The sequence below is a fragment of the Pseudorhodoplanes sp. genome, assembly GCA_032027085.1.
Classification (GTDB): Bacteria; Pseudomonadota; Alphaproteobacteria; order Rhizobiales; family Xanthobacteraceae; genus Pseudorhodoplanes.
Genome location: JAVSMS010000001.1, coordinates 2,442,501 through 2,461,200 on the forward strand (window position 1 = coordinate 2,442,501; position 18,700 = coordinate 2,461,200).

An 18,700-nucleotide genomic window follows, 5' to 3' on the forward strand; every position below is an offset into this window, starting at 1 on the left:
TCGTGAAATGCAGGTCGGCCGCCTATAGTTTTGCCTACGCGCCCGGCGGCATGATGCTGACCATCTGTTCCGGGATTTCAGCGTGCCGCTCGTCGCGCGTCATAGGGGCAGGACGTAAAGCGTTGCGTCGGTCGGCCCGCAGCTACACGAATTTCCCGTTGTTGCTGAAGCGCAGATGGCGCAGCCGCCCTCGGCTCCGTATTCGGGTCAGGCGGCTTGAGTGTGCCGGTCGCAGGACCGAACAGGAACTGATTGACAACGTCGGCCCCGAGGCTTGGCAAGAACGCGCGACGGTCGGTCAAGAACCCGGCGCTTGTGGATTTCACCCTTGTCCAAAAAATTTTTTTTGGCTGCAAAATCTCGCCTCTCAAAAGAAAGCGTCCGACAGCGTTTTCGCTGCTGCAGCACGCTCGTATGGAAAGCACTGTAGTGCTTTCTTCTGCCTTTGTTTTTTCAATTCTCCACGTTTTTCATTCGAGCCAAAATGTTTGCGACGCAACATAACTTTGCGGCACAGTCCGTATTGTTTGTCGAATCCATTATTATGAATAATTGCACTTCCGTTTTCCGCTGGACCTGTTCTAGGCTTGCCCACCCTCGGGGGTGCAGGCGTCTAATCACCGCGTTGAAGATGTCGGGCAAGTCGCGTTCAGTCGCAAAGTCGGCTCAAGACCGGCACGGACCTAATGACTCAAGGGAGAAACGCTTATGAAGCGATCATTACTGAATTTCGGATTTGGCGCGGCAGGCTTGGTCGGGGCTGCTGCTTGCGCCCTCGCACCGGTCTCCGCGCAGGCTGCCTGGGAGCCGACCCGGCCGGTTGAATTCATTATTCCAGCGGGTACCGGTGGCGGCGCTGACCAGATGGCTCGCGCCATTCAGGGCATCGTCACCAAGCACAATCTGATGAAGCAGCCGATGGTGGTCATCAACAAGGCGGGTGGCGCCGGCGGTGAAGGCTTCCTCGATGTCAAGGCGTCGCGCGGCAATCCGCACAAGATCATCATCACCTTGTCCAATCTGTTCACCACACCGCTCGCCACCGGCATCCCGTTCAACTGGAAGGATCTGACACCGGTCGCGATGCTGGCGCTCGACGAGTTCGTGCTCTGGGTCAATGCCGAGAAGCCCTACAAATCCGTCAAGGAATATGTCGATGCAGTGAAGAAGGCGCCTCCCGGCTCGATGAAGATGGGCGGCACCGGATCCAAGCAGGAAGACCAGATCATCACCGTCGCGCTTGAAAAGGCGACGGGTACCAAGTTCACCTACATCCCGTATCGCGGCGGCGGCGAAGTCGCGGTGCAGCTCGTCGGTGGACACGTCGATTCCACGGTCAACAATCCGATCGAAGGCGTCGCCCAGTGGCGCGGCGGCAAGGTGCGCCCGCTCTGCGTGTTCGATGGCAAGCCGCTCGCGTACAAGGACGCGATCGCGGACGGAAAGACCTGGGCCGACATTCCGACCTGCAAGTCGCAGGGCATCGACATGGAATACCTGATGTTGCGCGGCATCTTCACCGTGCCGGGCGCGACCAAGGATCAGGTGCAATACTATGTCGACCTGTTGAAGAAGGTGCGTGAGACGCCGGAGTGGAAAGATCTCATGAAGAACGGCGCCTTCAACACGACCTTCATGTCGGGCGATGACTATGCCAAGTGGGTCGCGAAAGAAGAAGCGCGTCACCAGCAACTGATGAAAGAAGCCGGCTTCCTGGCCGGTCAATAATCAGACAAAGGCTCTGTGAGCCGGCGGACTCGTCCGCCGGCTCACAGCCTGCGCTTCTAGAGGGAAGATATGTCCAACGCACAAGGTCAATCCGGGGGTCCGGCACACGATTATGTCGAAATCGGCGTTGCCATCGCGACGGCGCTCTTCGGCATCATCGTCATTATCGGCAGCATGCAGGTGGGAATCGGCTGGGGCCTGGAAGGTCCGAAAGCGGGATTTCTTCCCTTCTATTTCGGCCTCCTCATTGTCGCGAGCAGCCTGATCAATCTTTGGAACTCCTATCGGGAGGCCGACTACAAGGCGGTGTTTGCCACCTGGGGCCAGCTTTACAGCGTGATGTCCGTCGTGGTGCCGACGGCCTTCTACGTTGTGGCGGTGCCCTATATCGGCATCTATGTCGCATCGATCCTGCTCATCGCGTTCTTCATGCGCTGGATCGGAAAATACGGCTGGGGAATGGTCGCCGCCCTCTCCATCGGCGTGCCGCTCGTTTGCTTCATCGTCTTCGAACGCTATTTCCTCGTGTCGCTGCCGAAAGGACCGATCGAGGAATGGCTCGGCTTCTGATTTGAAACAAGCGCGTCACCGGTCTGGGTTCTGAGGATTCTCAAATGGACGAGTTAGTCAGCCTTTTTCACGGGTTTGCGACTGTCGCGCAGCCTTTCAACATTCTGGTGATGATCGTCGGCATCATGCTCGGCATCGTCATCGGCGTGCTCCCCGGCCTTGGCGGCGCGAATGGCGTGGCCATTCTGCTGCCGTTGACCTTCAGCATGTCGCCGACCTCGGCGATCATCATGCTGACCTGTATCTATTGGGGCGCGCTGTTCGGCGGCGCCATCACCTCGATCCTGTTCAACATTCCAGGCGAGCCATGGTCGGTGGCGACGACGTTCGACGGCCATCCGATGGCGCAGAAAGGTCAAGCCGGCGAGGCGCTGACCGCGGCATTCACCTCGTCCTTCGTGGGCGCGCTTTTCGCCGTCATCATGATCACGCTGGTGGCGCCGCTGGTCGCGAGATTCGCCCTGCAATTCGGGCCAGCCGAGAAATTCGCCGTCTACTTCCTGGCTTTCGCCAGTTTCGTGGGCCTGAGCAAGGAGCCGCCGTTCAAGACCGTGGTGTCGATGATGATCGGTTTTGCGCTCGCCGCAGTGGGACTCGATGCCGTCACCGGCCAGTTGCGGCTGACCTTCGGCATGACCGAATTGCTCAACGGGTTCGATTTCCTGATCGCCGTGATCGGACTCTTCGGCATCGGCGAGATCCTCCTCACGATGGAGGAAGGACTAAACTTCCGCGGCAATGCGGCCAAGATCAACCTCAAGGTCGTGATCCAGACCTGGAAGGAACTGCCGAAATACTGGTGGACGTCGCTGCGCTCCTGCGTCATCGGCTGCTGGATGGGCGTCACGCCGGCCGGCGCCACCCCGGCGTCCTTCATGAGCTATGGCATTGCCAAGCGCATGTCGAAGAAGGGCAAGAATTTCGGCAATGGTGAAATCGAAGGTGTCGTCGCACCGGAAACCGCGGCTCACGCCGCCGGCACTTCCGCGCTGCTGCCGATGCTGTCGCTCGGCGTGCCGGGATCGCCGACCGCCGCGGTCCTGTTGGGCGGCCTCCTGATCTGGGGCCTGCAGCCCGGTCCGATGCTGTTTGTCGAGCAGAAGGAATTCGTCTGGGGCCTGATCGCTTCGATGTATCTCGGCAATCTCGTCGGCCTTGTCATCGTGCTGACCTGCGTGCCGGTGCTGGCGGCCATTCTGCGGATTCCGTTCAGCATCATCGCGCCGGTGATCCTGGTGCTCTGCGCGATCGGCGCCTACACGGTGAACAACAACCCGTTCGATATCGTGATGATGCTGGTCTTCGGCGTCATCGGATATCTGCTGAAGAAGTGCAATTACCCACTGGCCCCGCTGGTCCTCGCCCTCGTCCTCGGGAAGATGGCCGAGGAAGCCTTCCGGCAGGCGCTCCTGTCCTCGCAGGGCAATCTGGGCGTGTTCTTCTCCAACGGCCTCGTCAGTTCGATCATGGTTCTGGGCCTTATTGCCCTGTTCTGGTCGGTGATTCAGAACAGCTTCAGCCGCCTGATGGCGAAACCAGCCTGAGGCCGGGAAAAATGGGGTCCGCCGGGTATGACCTGGCGGACTCCGACATTTTCAGAGAGCCAAGATTTGCAGTGGCGTGAAGTCTGGAATATTGTATGCCAGATACCGTAATGGTGCTTCCATGAGCCAGAACGAAACCACACCTCCGAACGTAGCCTCACGGCGCAAGCCCGCCGCGGTCAGTGACGACGCACCGCGTCTGGCGATCCAGCCGATCGACACCTCGTTCAGCTTCAAGAACAAGGCGTATGCGGCGCTGAAAAACGTCATCGTCTCGATGGATATCTATCGCAGCCGCAACGACATCCGGCTCGACGAGCGCCAACTGGCGCAGGACTTCGGCGTCAGCCGCACCCCGGTGCGCGAGGCGATGGCGCAGCTCGAGCGCGAGGGCTTCGTCCGCTCGATCCCGCGCCGCGGCGTCTATGTCGTGCGCAAGACCAAGGAAGAGGTCATCGAACTGATCACCGCCTGGGCGGCGCTGGAAAGCATGGCCGCCCGCCTCATCACCGAGAACGCCAAGGACGAGGATATCGCCTCGTTGCGCAAGATGTTCGCGACCTTCGAGGGCGGACAGTTGCGGGCGCATCTCGACGAGTATTCCGAGGTCAATATTGAATTCCATCAGACCATTGTTCGCATGAGTGGCAATCAGGTGCTGATCGATCTGGCGGAAAATCTGTTCACGCATATGCGGATGATCCGCCGCAAGACGATCACCGAAAAGAATCGCGCCGACAAGTCGATCCGCGACCACATGAACATCATCGAAGCGCTGGAAGCGCGCGACACCGCGCGCGCCGAAACGCTGGTGCGCGATCATGCGCTCGGCCTGGCCGACCATGTGGCGCGCTACGCCGATTATCTCGATTAACGACAGGTTGGTTAGGGAGGAGTCCCATGTCTGGTGCTGCAGTAAAAACAAAGCCGGAAACGGCGGAGGACACGCAGCAGGAATTGACCGATGGCTTTCATCTCGTCATCGACGCACTGAAGCTCAACGGCCTCAACACGATCTATGACGTGCCGGGAATTCCGATTTCGGATTTCCTCCGCATGGCGCAGGCGGAAGGGCTGCGCGTGATCTCGTTCCGGCACGAGCAGAACGCCGGCAATGCCGCCGCGATCGCCGGCTTCCTCAACAAGAAGCCGGGCGTCTGCTTGACGGTGTCCGCTCCGGGCTTCCTGAATGGGCTGACGGCGCTGGCCAATGCCACGACCAATTGCTGGCCGATGATCTTGATCTCTGGCTCGTCCGAGCGCGAGATCGTCGACCTGCAGCAGGGCGACTATGAAGAGATGGACCAACTGGCCATCGCCAAGCCGCTCTGCAAGGCCGCTTTCCGCATCCTTCACGCGCAGGACATCGGCATCGGCGTGGCGCGCGCGATCCGCGCCGCAGTCTCCGGGCGTCCGGGCGGCGTCTATCTCGATCTGCCGGCCAAGCTATTCTCTCAGGTCATGAATGCGGAAGCCGGGAAAAAGTCGCTGGTGAAGGTGATCGATCCTGCGCCGGCGCAGATCCCGGCGCCGGCCGCGGTCAAGCGCGCGCTCGATGTGCTGAAGAGCGCCAACCGTCCACTGATCATTCTCGGCAAGGGCGCAGCTTATGCTCAGGCCGATGACGCGATCCGCACTCTGGTCGAAAAGAGCGGCATTCCGTTCCTGCCGATGAGCATGGCCAAGGGCCTTCTGCCCGACACGCATCCGCAATGCGCCGGTGCAGCGCGCTCGACCGTGCTGAAGGAGAGCGATGTCGTGATGCTGATCGGCGCGCGTCTCAACTGGCTCTTGTCGCACGGCAAGGGGAAGACCTGGGGCGAGGCCCCGAAGAAGTTCATCCAGATCGACATCGAGCCCAGGGAAATGGACTCAAATGTCGAGATCGCCGCTCCGGTGGTTGGCGATATCGGTTCCTGCGTCGAGGCCCTCCTGAATGGGATGGGCGGGGCCTGGCCAACGCCGCCGGCCGACTGGATCAATGCCGTCAAGACGAAGAAGGAAGACAACATCGCCAAGATGGCGCCGCGGCTGATGAACAACAATTCGCCGATGGATTTCTACGGCGCCCTCGGTGCTCTGCGCAACGTCATCAAGGAAAGGCCGAACGCCATTCTCGTCAACGAGGGCGCCAACACGCTCGATCTCGCGCGCGGCGCCATCGACATGTATCAGCCGCGCAAGCGTCTCGATGTCGGCACCTGGGGCGTCATGGGCATCGGAATGGGCTTTGCGATCGCCGCCGCAGTGGAGACCGGCAAGCCGGTGCTCGCGCTTGAAGGCGATTCGGCATTCGGGTTCTCCGGAATGGAGGTGGAGACGATCTGCCGCTACAAGCTGCCGGTCTGCGTTGTCGTCTTCAACAATAACGGCATCTATCGCGGCACCGACGTCAATCCCACGGGTGGCGCGGACGCGGCGCCGATGGTTTTCGTCAAGGACGCGCGCTACGACAAGCTGATGGAAGCTTTCGGCGGCGTCGGCGTCCATGTGACGACCCCCGATGAGCTCTACCGCGCTGTCAGCGAGGCTATGGATTCCGGCAAGCCGACACTCGTCAACGCGGTGATCGATCCGGCGGCCGGAAGCGAAAGCGGCCGCATCGGCAACCTCAATCCGCAAAGCGTGCTGAAGAAGAAATGAACTGGCGCGAATTGCGCTGGGTCCGGTACGACACTGAGATTTAGGAGAATTCGGAATGGCCAAGAAGGTCGCGAAGAAGTCCAAGGCAGGTAAATCGGCGAAATCCCGTGCAAAGCCTGCTGCGAAGAAGGCGGTCGCGAAGCGCTCGTCGAAGGTGGTCAAGCTGAAGACCGCAAAGAACGGAAAGACCGCCAAGTCGGCGATGCCGGCGCCCTCCAAGAAACCGTTCGGTCAGGCGGGCAAGGCGCTGGATGGCGTGCGCATTCTGGACTTCACCCATGTTCAGTCGGGACCGACCTGCACGCAGTTGCTCGCCTGGTTCGGCGCCGATGTGATCAAGATCGAGCGCCCGGGCGTGGGCGACATCACCCGCGGCCAGCTTGTGGATGTAAAGGGCGCCGATTCGCTCTACTTCACCATGCTCAATCACAACAAGCGCTCGATCACGATCGACTCCAAGCATCCGGAAGGAAAGCGGGTGCTGAACGAGCTCATCAAGAAGTGTGACGTGCTGGTTGAGAATTTCGCGCCGGGCGCGCTCGACCGCATGGGCCTGACCTGGGAGCACATCCACAAGCTCAACCCGCGCATGATCGTCGCGTCGGTCAAAGGCTTCGGCCCCGGCCGCTACGAGGACTGCAAGGTCTACGAGAACGTCGCGCAATGCGCCGGCGGCTCGGCCTCGACCACCGGCTTCCGCGACGGCCCGCCGCTTGTCACCGGCGCGCAGATCGGCGATAGCGGCACCGGCCTGCATCTTGCGCTCGGCATCGTCGCCGCGCTTTATCAGCGCAACCGCACCGGCCGCGGGCAGAAGGTGCTCGCCGCCATGCAGGACGGCGTGCTCAACCTCTGCCGCGTCAAGCTGCGCGACCAGCAGCGCCTGAAAGCCGGCCCGCTCACCGAATACAGCCAGTACGGCGAGGGCGTGCCGTTCGGCGATGCGGTGCCGCGCGCCGGCAATGACTCGGGTGGCGGCCAGCCGGGCTGGATTTTGAAGTGCAAAGGTTGGGAGACCGATCCGAACGCCTACATCTATTTCATCACGCAGGCGCCGGTCTGGGGCGCCATCTGCGATCTGATCGGCGAGCCGACCTGGAAGACGGATCCGGAATATGCAACGCCGAAGGCGCGGCTGCCGAAGCTGAAGCAGATCTTCGCGCGCATCGAAGAGTGGACGATGACCAAGACCAAGTTCGAGGTCATGGAAGCTTGCAATGCCGTCGACATCCCGGTCGGACCGATTCTGTCGATGAAGGAAATCGCCGAGGACGAGTCGCTGCGCAAGACCGGCACCATCGTCGAGGTTGATCATCCGACGCGCGGCAAGTATCTGACCGTCGGCAATCCGATCAAACTGTCGGACTCGATTTCGGAAGTGAAGCGCTCGCCGCTGCTCGGCGAACACACCGACGAAATCCTGACCAAGGTGCTGGGCTTCGACAAGAAGGAAGTCGCCAAGATCAAGAATTCCGGCGCGCTGTCGGCGCCCGCGAAGGAAGACAAGGCGGCGTAGTTCATTTTCCCTCTCCCCGCTTGCGGGGAGAGGGTGCCGAGCGCCGCCAGGCGCGAGGCGGGTGAGGGGGCGTCACCCATCGCATGACGATGACGCCCCCTCACCCGACTTCCTCGCTGACGCTCGGAAGTTGATCTCTCCCCGCGAGCGGGGAGAAGTGAAAAAGAGAAGACGCGGGAGAGACCAGAAATATGCGTATTGTCGTTCACGGTCAGCAGGCCTTCGGCAAGGCGGTGCTGGAAGCGCTGCTCAAGCGCGGTGACAATGTCATTGCCGTTTACGTCGCGCCGGAAAAGCCGGGGCAGAAGGCCGATCCGCTGAAGGATGCCGCCATTGCGGCCGGATTGCCGGTTTACCAGCCGGATTCCTACAAGAAGCCGGAAGTGTGGGAGCAATTCAAGTCGCTGAAACCCGACCTGCAGGTGATGGCTTTCGTCACCCTGTTCGTACCGGAGGAATTCCTCAACATCCCGACGCATGGGTCGATCCAGTATCATCCCTCGCTGCTGCCGGCCTATCGCGGCGCCAGCGCCATCAACTGGCCGATCATCAAGGGCGAGAAGGAGACCGGGCTGTCGATCTTCTGGCCGGATAACGGCCTCGATACCGGCGACATCCTGATCCAGAAGAAGACGCCGATCAGCGACAAGGACACGCTCGGCACCGTCTATTTCGACCGTCTGTTCCCGATGGGCGTCGAGGCCATGCTGGAATCGGTCGATCTGGTGAAGGCCGGCAAGGCCCCGCGCATCAAACAGGATGAATCGAAGGCGACTTATGAAGGTCTGTGCCGCGCAGACAATGCGCATATCGACTGGGGCAAACCCTGGGAGCAGATCGACCGCCTGATCCGCGGCTGCAACCCCGCGCCCGGCGCCTGGACCACGCTCAACGGCGCCAAACTGAAAATCTTCGACGCCACGCCGCTGCCGGCGCGCGATCCGAAAGGCATCGGCGGCAAGCTCGGTGAAGTCGTCGTGGTGGACGCCGATAGCTTCACTGTCGTCTGCGCCGACGGCCGCTTCAAGGTCACGCGCGTGCAGGCCGACGGGCCGAAGGTCGGCGCCGGCGAATGGGCCGCGGCCGCCAAGCTCGAAAAGGGCGCGCGGTTCTCCTGACCCGTTTTCCTGATCATGAATTCACAACATCTCACTTCGGAAACGCTCCATGCCTGCCTCACAGCACCAGTCGCCCAAATCCGATATTGAAATCTCTCAGGCCGCAAAAATGCGGCTCATCGTCGATGTCGCCAAGGACAGGCTGGGCATCGACGCCAAGAACCTCGAGCCCTATGGCCATTACAAGGCCAAGGTATCGATGGATTACATTAAATCGCTGGGCGACAAGAAGGACGGCAAGCTCATTCTGGTGTCGGCGATCTCGCCGACCCCGGCCGGCGAGGGCAAGACGACGACGACGGTCGGGCTCACCGACGCGCTGAATCATATCGGCAAGAAGGCCATGTGCGCGCTTCGCGAGCCTTCGCTCGGACCGTCTTTCGGCATGAAGGGCGGAGCGGCCGGCGGCGGCTACGCGCAGGTCGTGCCAATGGAGGATATCAATCTTCACTTCACCGGCGATTTCCACGCGATCACTGCCGCGCACAATCTGCTGGCGGCGCTGATCGACAACCATATCTACTGGGGCAACGCGCTCGGCATCGACAGCCGCCGTGTGACCTGGCGACGCGTCATGGACATGAACGACCGTGCGCTGCGCGAGATCGTATGCTCGCTCGGCGGTGTCGCCAATGGATATCCGCGCGAGGCCGGCTTTGACATCACGGTCGCCTCGGAAGTGATGGCGATCTTCTGCCTCGCCAAGGACCTCGACGACCTGAAGGCCCGGCTCGGCAATATCATTGTCGCCTATACACGCGACCGCAAGCCGATCCGCGCCAAGGACCTGAACGCGCACGGCGCCATGACCGCTCTGCTGAAGGAAGCAATTGCGCCGAACCTGGTACAGACGCTGGAAGGCACGCCCGCCTTCATTCATGGTGGTCCGTTCGCCAATATCGCGCATGGCTGCAACTCGGTCGTGGCGACAACCACGGCGCTGAAACTCGCCGATTATGTGGTGACCGAGGCCGGCTTCGGCGCCGATCTCGGCGGCGAAAAGTTCCTCGACATCAAGTGCCGCAAGGCCGGGCTGAAACCGGATTGCGTGGTCATCGTCGCCACCATCCGCGCGCTCAAGATGCATGGCGGGGTGAAGAAGGAAGATCTCAAGAAAGAGAATCTGAAGGCGCTGGAAGCGGGCATGGCCAATCTCGAGCGCCACATTGAAAACGTCAAAAAATTCGGCCTGCCGGCGGTGGTCTCGATCAACCGGTTTTCGGCCGATACCGACGCCGAAATCATGGTGGTCAAGAACAAGTGCAAGGCACTCGGCGTCGAGGCGCTGATGGCCGATCACTGGGCCATGGGCGGCGAAGGCGCGGCTGATGTGGCACGGGCCGTCGTGAAAGTTTGTGAGGGCAAGGCCAATCTCAAGCTGCTCTATCCGGACGACATGCCCCTGTTCGAAAAGATCCGCACGATCGCCAAGGAAATCTACCGCGCCGACGATGCCACCGCCGATAAATCGGTGAAGGATCAGCTGAAACAGTGGGAAGAGATGGGTTTCGGCAATCTGCCGGTCTGCATCGCCAAGACGCAGTATTCCTTCTCGACCAATCCAGACTCCAAGGGCGCGCCGACCGGCTTCAACATCCCGGTGCGCGAGGTGCGCCTCGCAGCCGGCGCGGAATTCATCGTAGCGATCTGCGGTGAGATCATGACCATGCCGGGCCTGCCCAAGGTGCCATCGGCGGACTCAATCGACGTCAAGGACGGCAAGATCGTCGGGCTGTTCTGACGAACCAACTTTTCCTGCAGGCCCTCTCCGTTCGCGCGGAGAGGGCTTTTTTATCAGGCTTTGTTCATCGCTGCCGCAACGCGGCGCGCCTCGGCGACCAGCGCTGCGGTCTGTGGCGTCATCGGCTCACGCATCGGCACAACCAGCCCGATGGTGTGCACGGCTTCAGGTCCCACGATGGGAATGGCGCGGATCGTGTCGGTGAGGCCAAGCGTTTCGGCCAGCTTCGCCGGCATCACGCTGGCCCAGCGCCCAGTCCGGATATGGGCGAACAGCACGATGACGGAATTCGATTCCAGCGTCGGCTGCGGGTCTCCGCCGGCATTGCGCAGCAGGTTTTCGATGATGCGCCGGTTTTGCATGTCCGGCGTCAAAAGGCAGAGAGGCACCTGCGCAACCTCGGCCCAGGTGACGCTGTCGCGATCGCCAAGCGGTGCGTCAGGCGCAGTAAGAAGCTGGTAGCGCTCCTGATAAAGCGGCACCGTATTCACGCGCCCGAGCGGTTCGTTGTCGAGATATGTGATGCCAGCGTCGATCTCCAGATTTTCCAGAAGCGTCAGGATCTGGATGGAGGTCTGCGAGAGAATGGTGAAGCGCACGTCGGGATGCTTGGCGCGATAGGGCGTCGTGATGGCGGCGACCATTGCAAGCGTCGTCGGAATGGCGGCGATTTTCAGCCTGCCGGTCAGACCATGGCGGAGCGCGGAGATTTCCTGCCGCATGGCGCGGCTGTCGCCGACAATGCGACGCGCCCAGTCGAGCGTGCGTTCGCCTTCCGGGGTGAACCCGATGAAGCGCGATCCGCGTTGGACCAGCAGCACGCCGAGCATTTCCTCGAGCTGTTTGATGCCGGCGGAGAGCGTGGGCTGAGTTACGCCGGAAGCCTCTGCGGCGCGACCAAAGTGCCGCTCGCGGGCCAGCGCCATGAGATATTCGAGCTGTTGGATCAATGACTTAGTTCCTTTATTCCACCATAGGCCCTTCGATAGATTTTTTCAATCGTCGCATTGAGACTTGGGGATTGTTCTAAACTGACTGTGCCGCGATGCTGGTATTATGAATACACACGTCACGCCACCTCACTCGAAGGCGGCTCTGAACGGAGGGGGTGGTCGCAGACGCGCCCGCCAGACTCCCAAGGGTCGTCAGGTCGATCTGCAGGCGCTTGAGGAAATCCAGGCCCTGCTGACGGACCGTCCGCGCCGCCGCGATCTCCTGATCGAGCATCTGCATCTGATCCAGGACAGATACGGCCATCTCTCTGCCGCGCATCTGAATGCGCTCGCCGCTGAGATGAAGATGGCGCAGGCGGAAGTGTACGAGGTTGCGACCTTCTACGCGCATTTCGATGTCGTGAAGGAAGGCGAAACGCCGCCGCCGGCCATCACCGTGCGGGTGTGCGATTCTCTTTCCTGCGCCATGGCGGGCGCGGAGCGACTGCTCGAAAAGCTGCCGGCGATTCTCGGCAAGGATGTGTGCGTCGTGCGCGCCCCTTGCATGGGCGCCTGCGAGCGTGCGCCCGTTGCTGCCGTCGGTCATGTGCAGACCTTCAACGCCACGACCGAAAGCGTTGCAAATGCTGTGAAGGGCGACACGCACGCGCATGCCGCAAAGCCCGAAGTGTCGTTCGAGCAATATCGCGCCAGCGGTGGTTACACGCTGCTGAGCGGATGCCTTGCAGGCAAACGCACGCGCGAGGATACCATCAAGGCAGTTGATGATGCAGGCCTGCGCGGTCTTGGCGGCGCCGGTTTTCCTACCGGCCGCAAGTGGACTTTGGTGCGGGCAGAGCCAGCGCCGCGCCTGATGGCGGTGAACGGCGACGAAGGCGAGCCCGGCACCTTCAAGGATCGCTATTATCTCGCGCGCGATCCGCATCGCTTCATCGAAGGCATGCTGCTCGCTGCCTGGGTCGTCGAAGCGGCGCACGTCTATTTTTATCTGCGCGACGAATATCCCGAATTACGGCTGATGCTGATCGAGGAGATCGCCAAGGCGGAAGCGGCTGGTCTCTCGCCGCACACCAAGTTGCATCTGCGGCGCGGCGCCGGCGCTTACATCTGCGGCGAAGAATCGGCGATGATCGAATCGATCGAAGGCAAACGCGGCCTGCCACGGCACCGTCCGCCCTATGTGGCGCAAGTCGGCATTTTCGGCCGACCGACGCTGGTTCAGAATGTCGAGACGCTTTACTGGGTGCGTGACATCGTTGAGCGCGGAGCAGAGTGGTTCACATCGCAGGGGCGCAACGAGCGCAAGGGCTTCCGCTCGTTCTCGGTTTCCGGCCGCGTGAAAAATCCGGGTGTGAAGGTCGCGCCCGCCGGGATCACGATGCAAGAATTGATCGACGAATATTGCGGCGGCATGGCAGATGGTCACACATTCAAGGCCTATCTTCCGGGCGGCGCGTCCGGCGGTATCTTGCCGGCATCGATGGCCGATATCCCGCTCGATTTTGGAACCCTGGAAATGCACGGCTGCTTCGTCGGGTCGCACGCGGTTGTGGTGCTCTCCGACAAGGACGATATGAAGGCCGTCGCGCTCAACCTGATGAAATTCTTCGAGGATGAGAGCTGCGGCCAATGCACGCCCTGCCGCGTTGGCACCGAGAAGGCGGTCAAGCTCATGCAGCAGGGGCCCTGGAACGAAGCGCTGCTGGAAGAGCTTTCCAATGCGATGCGCGATGCGTCGATCTGCGGCCTCGGCCAGGCCGCGCCGAACCCGCTGGTAAGCGTGCTGAAGCGTTTTCCGGACGATCTGAAAAAGCCGCTGCAGAACTGGTGACGCGATGAATGAACAGAAAATGCCGGTCGGCTATGGTCACGACAAGAAGGGCGCCGCCGGTGGCAATACCCGAAATGACGGCCGCGTGCATGTCGTTCACGCGACGCCCGAGCACGAGGAAAAATGCTTGACCTTCAAGTTGGATGGTCGCGAAGTTCACGCGCGCGAGGGCGAGACCATCTGGCAGGTTGCCAAGCGCGAAGGCATCGATATCCCGCATTTGTGCTATTCGCCGGAGCCCGGCTACCGTGCCGACGGTAATTGTCGCGCCTGCATGGTCGAGATCGAGGGAGAGCGCGTGCTGGCGGCGAGCTGCATCCGCAAGCCGAGCCAAGGCATGAAGGTGAATGTCTCGAACCATCGTGCCGAGCGCGCGCGCAAGATGGTGTTCGATCTGCTGGTGTCCGATCAGCCCAAGCGCGAAGAGGCGCATGATCCAGACTCCAAGTTCTGGTCCTGGGCCGACAAGATGGGTATCGAGACCGGCCGTTTTCCTGAGCGGGAGAAGCCGGAAACCGACCGCAGCCATCCGGCGATGGCGGTCAATCTCGACGCCTGCATCCACTGCAATCTCTGCGTCCGCGCTTGTCGCGAAGTGCAGGTCAACGACGTGATCGGGATGGCCGGGCGCGGCCACAGCGAGAAGATCGTCTTCGACTTCGATGATCCGATGGGCAATTCAACCTGCGTCGGCTGCGGCGAGTGCGTGCAGGCTTGCCCGACCGGCGCCCTGATGCCGGCGACCATGGTGGACGCGAACAACGTCTACAAGGGCAAGCCCGACCGCACCGTGGATTCGGTCTGCCCCTATTGCGGCGTCGGCTGCCAGATCACCTATCAGATCAAGGACGACAAAATCGTCGCCGTCACCGGCCGCAACGGTCCGGCCAACGAAAACCGGCTCTGCGTGAAAGGTCGCTTCGGTTTCGACTATGTCCACAACAAGCAGCGCCTCTTGAAGCCGTTGATCCGCAAGGACGGCGCGCCGAAAGTGCCGCACGAATTCATTGACCCGTCGAATCCGTATACGCATTTCCGCGAGGCGACCTGGGACGAGGCGCTGGACCGCGCCGCCAGCGGTCTTGTGAAGATCCGCGACCGCGACGGGCCGCAGGCGCTGGCTGGTTTCGGCTCCGCCAAAGGTTCGAACGAAGAGGCCTATCTGTTTCAGAAGCTGGTGCGTACCGGCTTCGGCACCAATAACGTCGATCACTGCACGAGGCTTTGCCACGCCTCGTCGGTCGCGGCGCTTCTGGAAGGCGTCGGCTCCGCGGCGGTGACCGCGACTTTCAACGAGTGCAGGAACTCCGAAGTCATCATTGTCATCGGCGCCAACCCGACGGAGAACCATCCCGTTGCGGCTACCTTCTTCAAGCAGGCGGCCAAACGCGGCACCAAGCTGGTCATCATGGACCCGCGCGGCACGGCGATGAAGCGTCACGCCTGGAAGATGATGCAGTTCAAGAACGGCACCGACGTCGCGATGCTCAACGCGATGCTGAACGTGATCGTGGAGGAAAAGCTCTACGACCAACAATATATCCAGACCTATGTCGAGGGCTTTGAGGCCTGGAAAGAGAATATCAAGGACTTCACGCCGGAGGAGATGGAGCCGATCTGCGGCATCCCGGCGGAGACCTTGCGCGACGTCGCGCGCGCGTATGCGCGCGCCGAAAGCTCGATCATCTTCTGGGGCATGGGCGTCTCGCAGCACACCCACGGCACCGACAATGCGCGCTGCCTGATCGCGCTCGCGCTGATTACCGGGCAGATCGGACGCCCCGGCACCGGCCTGCATCCTTTGCGTGGCCAGAACAACGTGCAGGGCGCCTCCGACGCCGGCCTCATTCCGATGTTCTTCCCCGATTACAGGTCGGTGGAGAATCCGGAGATCCGCGCGCAGTATGAGAAGGCCTGGGGCGTGAAGCTCGATCCCAAGCGCGGCAAGACCGTGGTCGAGATTATGGACGCGATCCACGCAAACGAGATCAAGGGCATGTATATCGAGGGCGAAAACCCGGCGATGTCCGACCCCGATCTCAACCACGCGCGCGAGGCTTTGGCGCATCTCGAACATCTCGTGGTGCAGGATCTCTTCCTCACCGAGACCGCGGTTTATGCCGACGTGATTCTGCCGGCGTCAGGCTGGCCGGAGAAGGACGGCACCGTCACCAACACGAACCGTCAGGTGCAGGTGGGCCGGCAGGCCATCCCGCTGCCGGGCGAGGTGCGGCAGGACCTCTGGATCATTCAGGACATCGCCAAGCGCATGGGTCTGAATTGGAACTACAAGAGCGTGAGCGAGGTCTATACCGAGATGGCCTCGATGATGCCGGCGCTCGACAACATCTCCTGGGAACGCCTGATGCGCGAGGATGCGGTCACCTATCCGTCCGACGCGCCGGACAAGCCGGGCCGCGACGTCGTGTTCGACAAGGGCTTCCCGCGTCCGGGCGGCTTCGCCAAGCTCGTCGCCGCGAAGCTGACACCGCCGGACGAAACGCCGGACCACGAATATCCCTACATCCTCTCGACCGGCCGCCAGCTCGAACACTGGCACACCGGGTCGATGACACGCCGCGCCGAAGTGCTTGATGCAATAGAGCCGAATGCCATCGCGCAGGTCTCGCGCGGCACCATCGCCAGGCTCGGCATCCAGCCGGGCGACATGATCCGCGTCACCACGCGCCGCGGCGCGGTCGAGTTGCAGTCGCGGCAGGATGATGCGGTGCCGGACGGCGTCGTGTTCATCCCCTTCGCCTATGTCGAAGCGGCAGCGAACCTCTTGACCAACCCGGCGCTCGACCCGTTCGGGAAGATCCCCGAGTTCAAGTATTGCGCGGCAAAGGTGGAAGCCGTGCCGGTCCGGGAAGCGGCGGAGTAATGCGCTTCACGTCTTCCGAGAGTACTGCGAGCCGTCAGGCTGGTTATCCAGCCTGACGCAACTTCTCAAGCTCCGCTTCCAGTTCGGCGATCTTTCTATCGCGCTCGGTCAGCGCTGCCGCCACATCGGCTGCATCGAAGCGCTGCGGAATGTGTTGCGGGCAATTCGTATCCCAGGCTGAGATTGTGAACAGGATCGCCTGCTCCGGCCTTGCCCTGTAGTCCGGTGGCATCAGCCGCGCCACGAGGGCGGCGTCATTCTCCACTACGCGTGCGCGGCCCCAGATCTTGATGCGCTGCCGGTGCGCGTAGTCGATCAGAAACAAATAGGCTTTGGGATTGTCGGCGAGATTGCCCGCGGTGATATATTGCCGGTTGCCGGAAAAATCTGCGAAGCCCAGTGTTGCCTCATCGAGCACGTGCAAAAAGCCGGCCGGACCGCCGCGATGCTGGATGTAGGGTTGTCCTTCGGCATTTGCGGTCGCCAGGAAAATGCTGGTCTGCGATTCAATGAACGCTTTCAACTCGGACGTAATGAGACTCTGCCATCCGCCCCGCTCTTCCATGCGCGCATAAGAGTGGCGCGATCCCTTTCGGTTCTGGATCGCCTTCACGGTCGGAGTGAAGGCGACATCGCTGGACGGGCGTTTGAGCGTCGTCATGTGACGTTGCCGCTGCTATTTCCAATCAACACTATCAGCCGGTTGCGATGCAGCCGGGCGGTGTCGATGGTGGGAGAGGTCGGGAGGCGGGACATGGGAATCTCCTGGCGCTTGGTCTTGTGCCACCGCGCAGGGATTTATGCCCTTTCACAATATGGATATAGTACGCTTTTCCAGTAATCATCCTCTCGTTTTTTGGAAATATAATGGATCGCCTGGACGCAATGGAGATGGTGCTGGCCGTGGTCGAGGCCGGAAGCCTGTCCGGGGCCGCGCGGCGCACCGGCACGCCGCTTGCTACCGTCAGCCGCAAGATTTCCGAGCTTGAGGCGCATCTGAAGACGCGGCTATTCAACCGCAGCAGTCGCCGCATCGTACTGACTGACGCCGGACGGACGTATGTCGCGGCTTGCGAGCGAATTCTCGAGGACGTCGGCGAGGCGGAGCGCGCGGCGGCCGGAGAATACAGTGTGCCGCGCGGCGATCTGGTGATCACGGCGCCGATTGTTTTCGGACGGCTGCACGTCCTCCCGGTGGTTGCGGAGTTTCTCGCCGCCTATCCCGAGATCGACATACGCCTGGCGTTGTCTGATCGCGTCGCGGCGCTGCTGGACGATCACATCGATGTCGGTCTTCGGATTGGCGCCTTGCCGGACAGCAGCCTCATTGCGCTCCGGATCGGAATGATCCGGCAGATCGTCTGCGGCAGCCCCGACTATTTTTCCGCGCATGGCGTGCCTCGCAAACCTGAAGCTCTCGCCGCGCACCGCTGCATCGCGTTTGAAGGATTGACCCCGGGCGGCGCCTGGATATTCCGCAACGGCGGCGCGCTGACGTCCATTCCGGTGCGGGCGCGTCTCTCGGTCAATACGGCAGAGGCCGCGATCGACGCCGCGTTGTCGGGACTTGGAATGACGCGCGTGCTCTCTTATCAAGTTGCAGGCGCGCTGAAGGCCGGTTCGCTTCGAGCCGTGCTGACGCGCTATGAACCGGAGCCATGGCCCGTCAGTCTCGTCTATCTGGGACAAGGCCGTCTGCCGCTCAAGCTGCGGGCTTTTCTCGATTTCGCGGCGCCACGGCTGAAGCGCAGGCTGACGCGGATGTGAATCAATCCGCCTTGGCGGGGACGGCGAAATCACCCCGCCTTCTTATCCTTCAAGTAGGGCTCCACCGGTCCCTTCAGCTTAATGGTCAGCGGATTGCCGAACCGGTCCTTGGCGTTGCCCGCCGCAACGCGAATCCAGCCCTCGCTGACGCAATATTCCTCGACATTGGTCTTTTCCTTGCCCGCGAAGCGGATGCCGATATCCCGCTTCAGAAGCTCTTCATTGTAGTAGGGGCTGTTCGGATCGACCGAGAGGCGGTCGGGAAGCGTGTCGCTCATGGCATCCAATTCCGGGTGAACGATTCGACGTGGAAACGTTACGGACGCAAGGGGTCGCAGACAACTGCGACCCTCGTGAGGCGGCGCGAAAATAGAAAAGGCTCCCGCACATTCATGCGGGAGCCTT

14 protein-coding genes are annotated in these 18,700 nt (G+C 61.5%); 11 read left to right on the forward strand and 3 right to left on the reverse strand.

What is annotated here, in order from left to right; all coding sequences use genetic code 11:
- The first annotated feature begins 708 nt into the window (after positions 1-708).
- The 8 genes from RO009_11790 to RO009_11825 all read left to right on the forward strand — a co-directional run bounded on the left by RO009_11790 (position 709) and on the right by RO009_11825 (position 10,860).
- Positions 709-1,728, forward strand: coding sequence for a tripartite tricarboxylate transporter substrate binding protein (locus RO009_11790; GenBank protein MDT3685706.1), 1,020 nt, complete (start codon positions 709-711; stop codon positions 1,726-1,728).
- A gap of 69 nt (positions 1,729-1,797) precedes the next feature.
- Positions 1,798-2,298 (forward strand): tripartite tricarboxylate transporter TctB family protein, encoded by a 501-nt coding sequence (locus RO009_11795; protein ID MDT3685707.1) that lies wholly within the window; start codon positions 1,798-1,800, stop codon positions 2,296-2,298.
- A gap of 44 nt (positions 2,299-2,342) precedes the next feature.
- Positions 2,343-3,842: a tripartite tricarboxylate transporter permease gene (locus RO009_11800; protein MDT3685708.1), complete on the forward strand. Its 1,500-nt coding sequence runs from the start codon at positions 2,343-2,345 to the stop codon at positions 3,840-3,842.
- A 121-nt stretch (positions 3,843-3,963) separates the two neighbouring features.
- Positions 3,964-4,716, forward strand: coding sequence for a GntR family transcriptional regulator (locus RO009_11805; protein MDT3685709.1), 753 nt, complete (start codon positions 3,964-3,966; stop codon positions 4,714-4,716).
- Positions 4,717-4,742: 26 nt separating this feature from the next.
- A complete protein-coding gene (gene oxc, locus RO009_11810; protein MDT3685710.1) occupies positions 4,743-6,485 on the forward strand; it encodes an oxalyl-CoA decarboxylase in 1,743 nt (580 codons plus the stop codon).
- Between the two features lie 202 nt (positions 6,486-6,687).
- Complete coding sequence (gene frc / locus RO009_11815) at positions 6,688-8,001, forward strand: formyl-CoA transferase (GenBank protein ID MDT3685711.1); 1,314 nt, start codon at positions 6,688-6,690, stop codon at positions 7,999-8,001.
- A 191-nt stretch (positions 8,002-8,192) separates the two neighbouring features.
- Positions 8,193-9,119, forward strand: coding sequence for a methionyl-tRNA formyltransferase (locus tag RO009_11820; protein ID MDT3685712.1), 927 nt, complete (start codon positions 8,193-8,195; stop codon positions 9,117-9,119).
- Between the two features lie 49 nt (positions 9,120-9,168).
- A complete protein-coding gene (locus RO009_11825; GenBank protein MDT3685713.1) occupies positions 9,169-10,860 on the forward strand; it encodes a formate--tetrahydrofolate ligase in 1,692 nt (563 codons plus the stop codon).
- Between the two features lie 53 nt (positions 10,861-10,913).
- Here RO009_11825 and RO009_11830 read toward each other — a convergent pair whose 3' ends face one another.
- Positions 10,914-11,810, reverse strand: coding sequence for a LysR family transcriptional regulator (locus tag RO009_11830; protein MDT3685714.1), 897 nt, complete (start codon positions 11,808-11,810; stop codon positions 10,914-10,916).
- 106 nt (positions 11,811-11,916) lie between these two features.
- Between RO009_11830 and RO009_11835 the strand changes: the two genes are divergently transcribed.
- Both RO009_11835 and fdhF read left to right on the forward strand, forming a co-directional pair.
- Positions 11,917-13,644: an NAD(P)H-dependent oxidoreductase subunit E gene (locus RO009_11835; protein ID MDT3685715.1), complete on the forward strand. Its 1,728-nt coding sequence runs from the start codon at positions 11,917-11,919 to the stop codon at positions 13,642-13,644.
- Positions 13,645-13,648: 4 nt separating this feature from the next.
- Positions 13,649-16,528, forward strand: a complete 2,880-nt coding sequence (fdhF, locus tag RO009_11840; protein ID MDT3685716.1) for a formate dehydrogenase subunit alpha — start codon at positions 13,649-13,651, stop codon at positions 16,526-16,528.
- 43 nt (positions 16,529-16,571) lie between these two features.
- On the opposite strand, the gene RO009_11845 is transcribed toward fdhF, so the two are convergent.
- A complete protein-coding gene (locus RO009_11845) occupies positions 16,572-17,189 on the reverse strand; it encodes a pyridoxamine 5'-phosphate oxidase family protein (protein MDT3685717.1) in 618 nt (205 codons plus the stop codon).
- A gap of 206 nt (positions 17,190-17,395) precedes the next feature.
- Here RO009_11845 and RO009_11850 point away from each other — a divergent pair, with 206 nt between their 5' ends.
- The gene (locus tag RO009_11850) at positions 17,396-18,295 is read left to right on the forward strand and encodes a LysR family transcriptional regulator (protein MDT3685718.1); all 900 of its coding nucleotides are present in this window, start codon (positions 17,396-17,398) and stop codon (positions 18,293-18,295) included.
- A gap of 29 nt (positions 18,296-18,324) precedes the next feature.
- On the opposite strand, the gene RO009_11855 is transcribed toward RO009_11850, so the two are convergent.
- Positions 18,325-18,573, reverse strand: a complete 249-nt coding sequence (locus tag RO009_11855; protein ID MDT3685719.1) for a DUF3297 family protein — start codon at positions 18,571-18,573, stop codon at positions 18,325-18,327.
- Positions 18,574-18,700 lie beyond the last annotated feature (127 nt).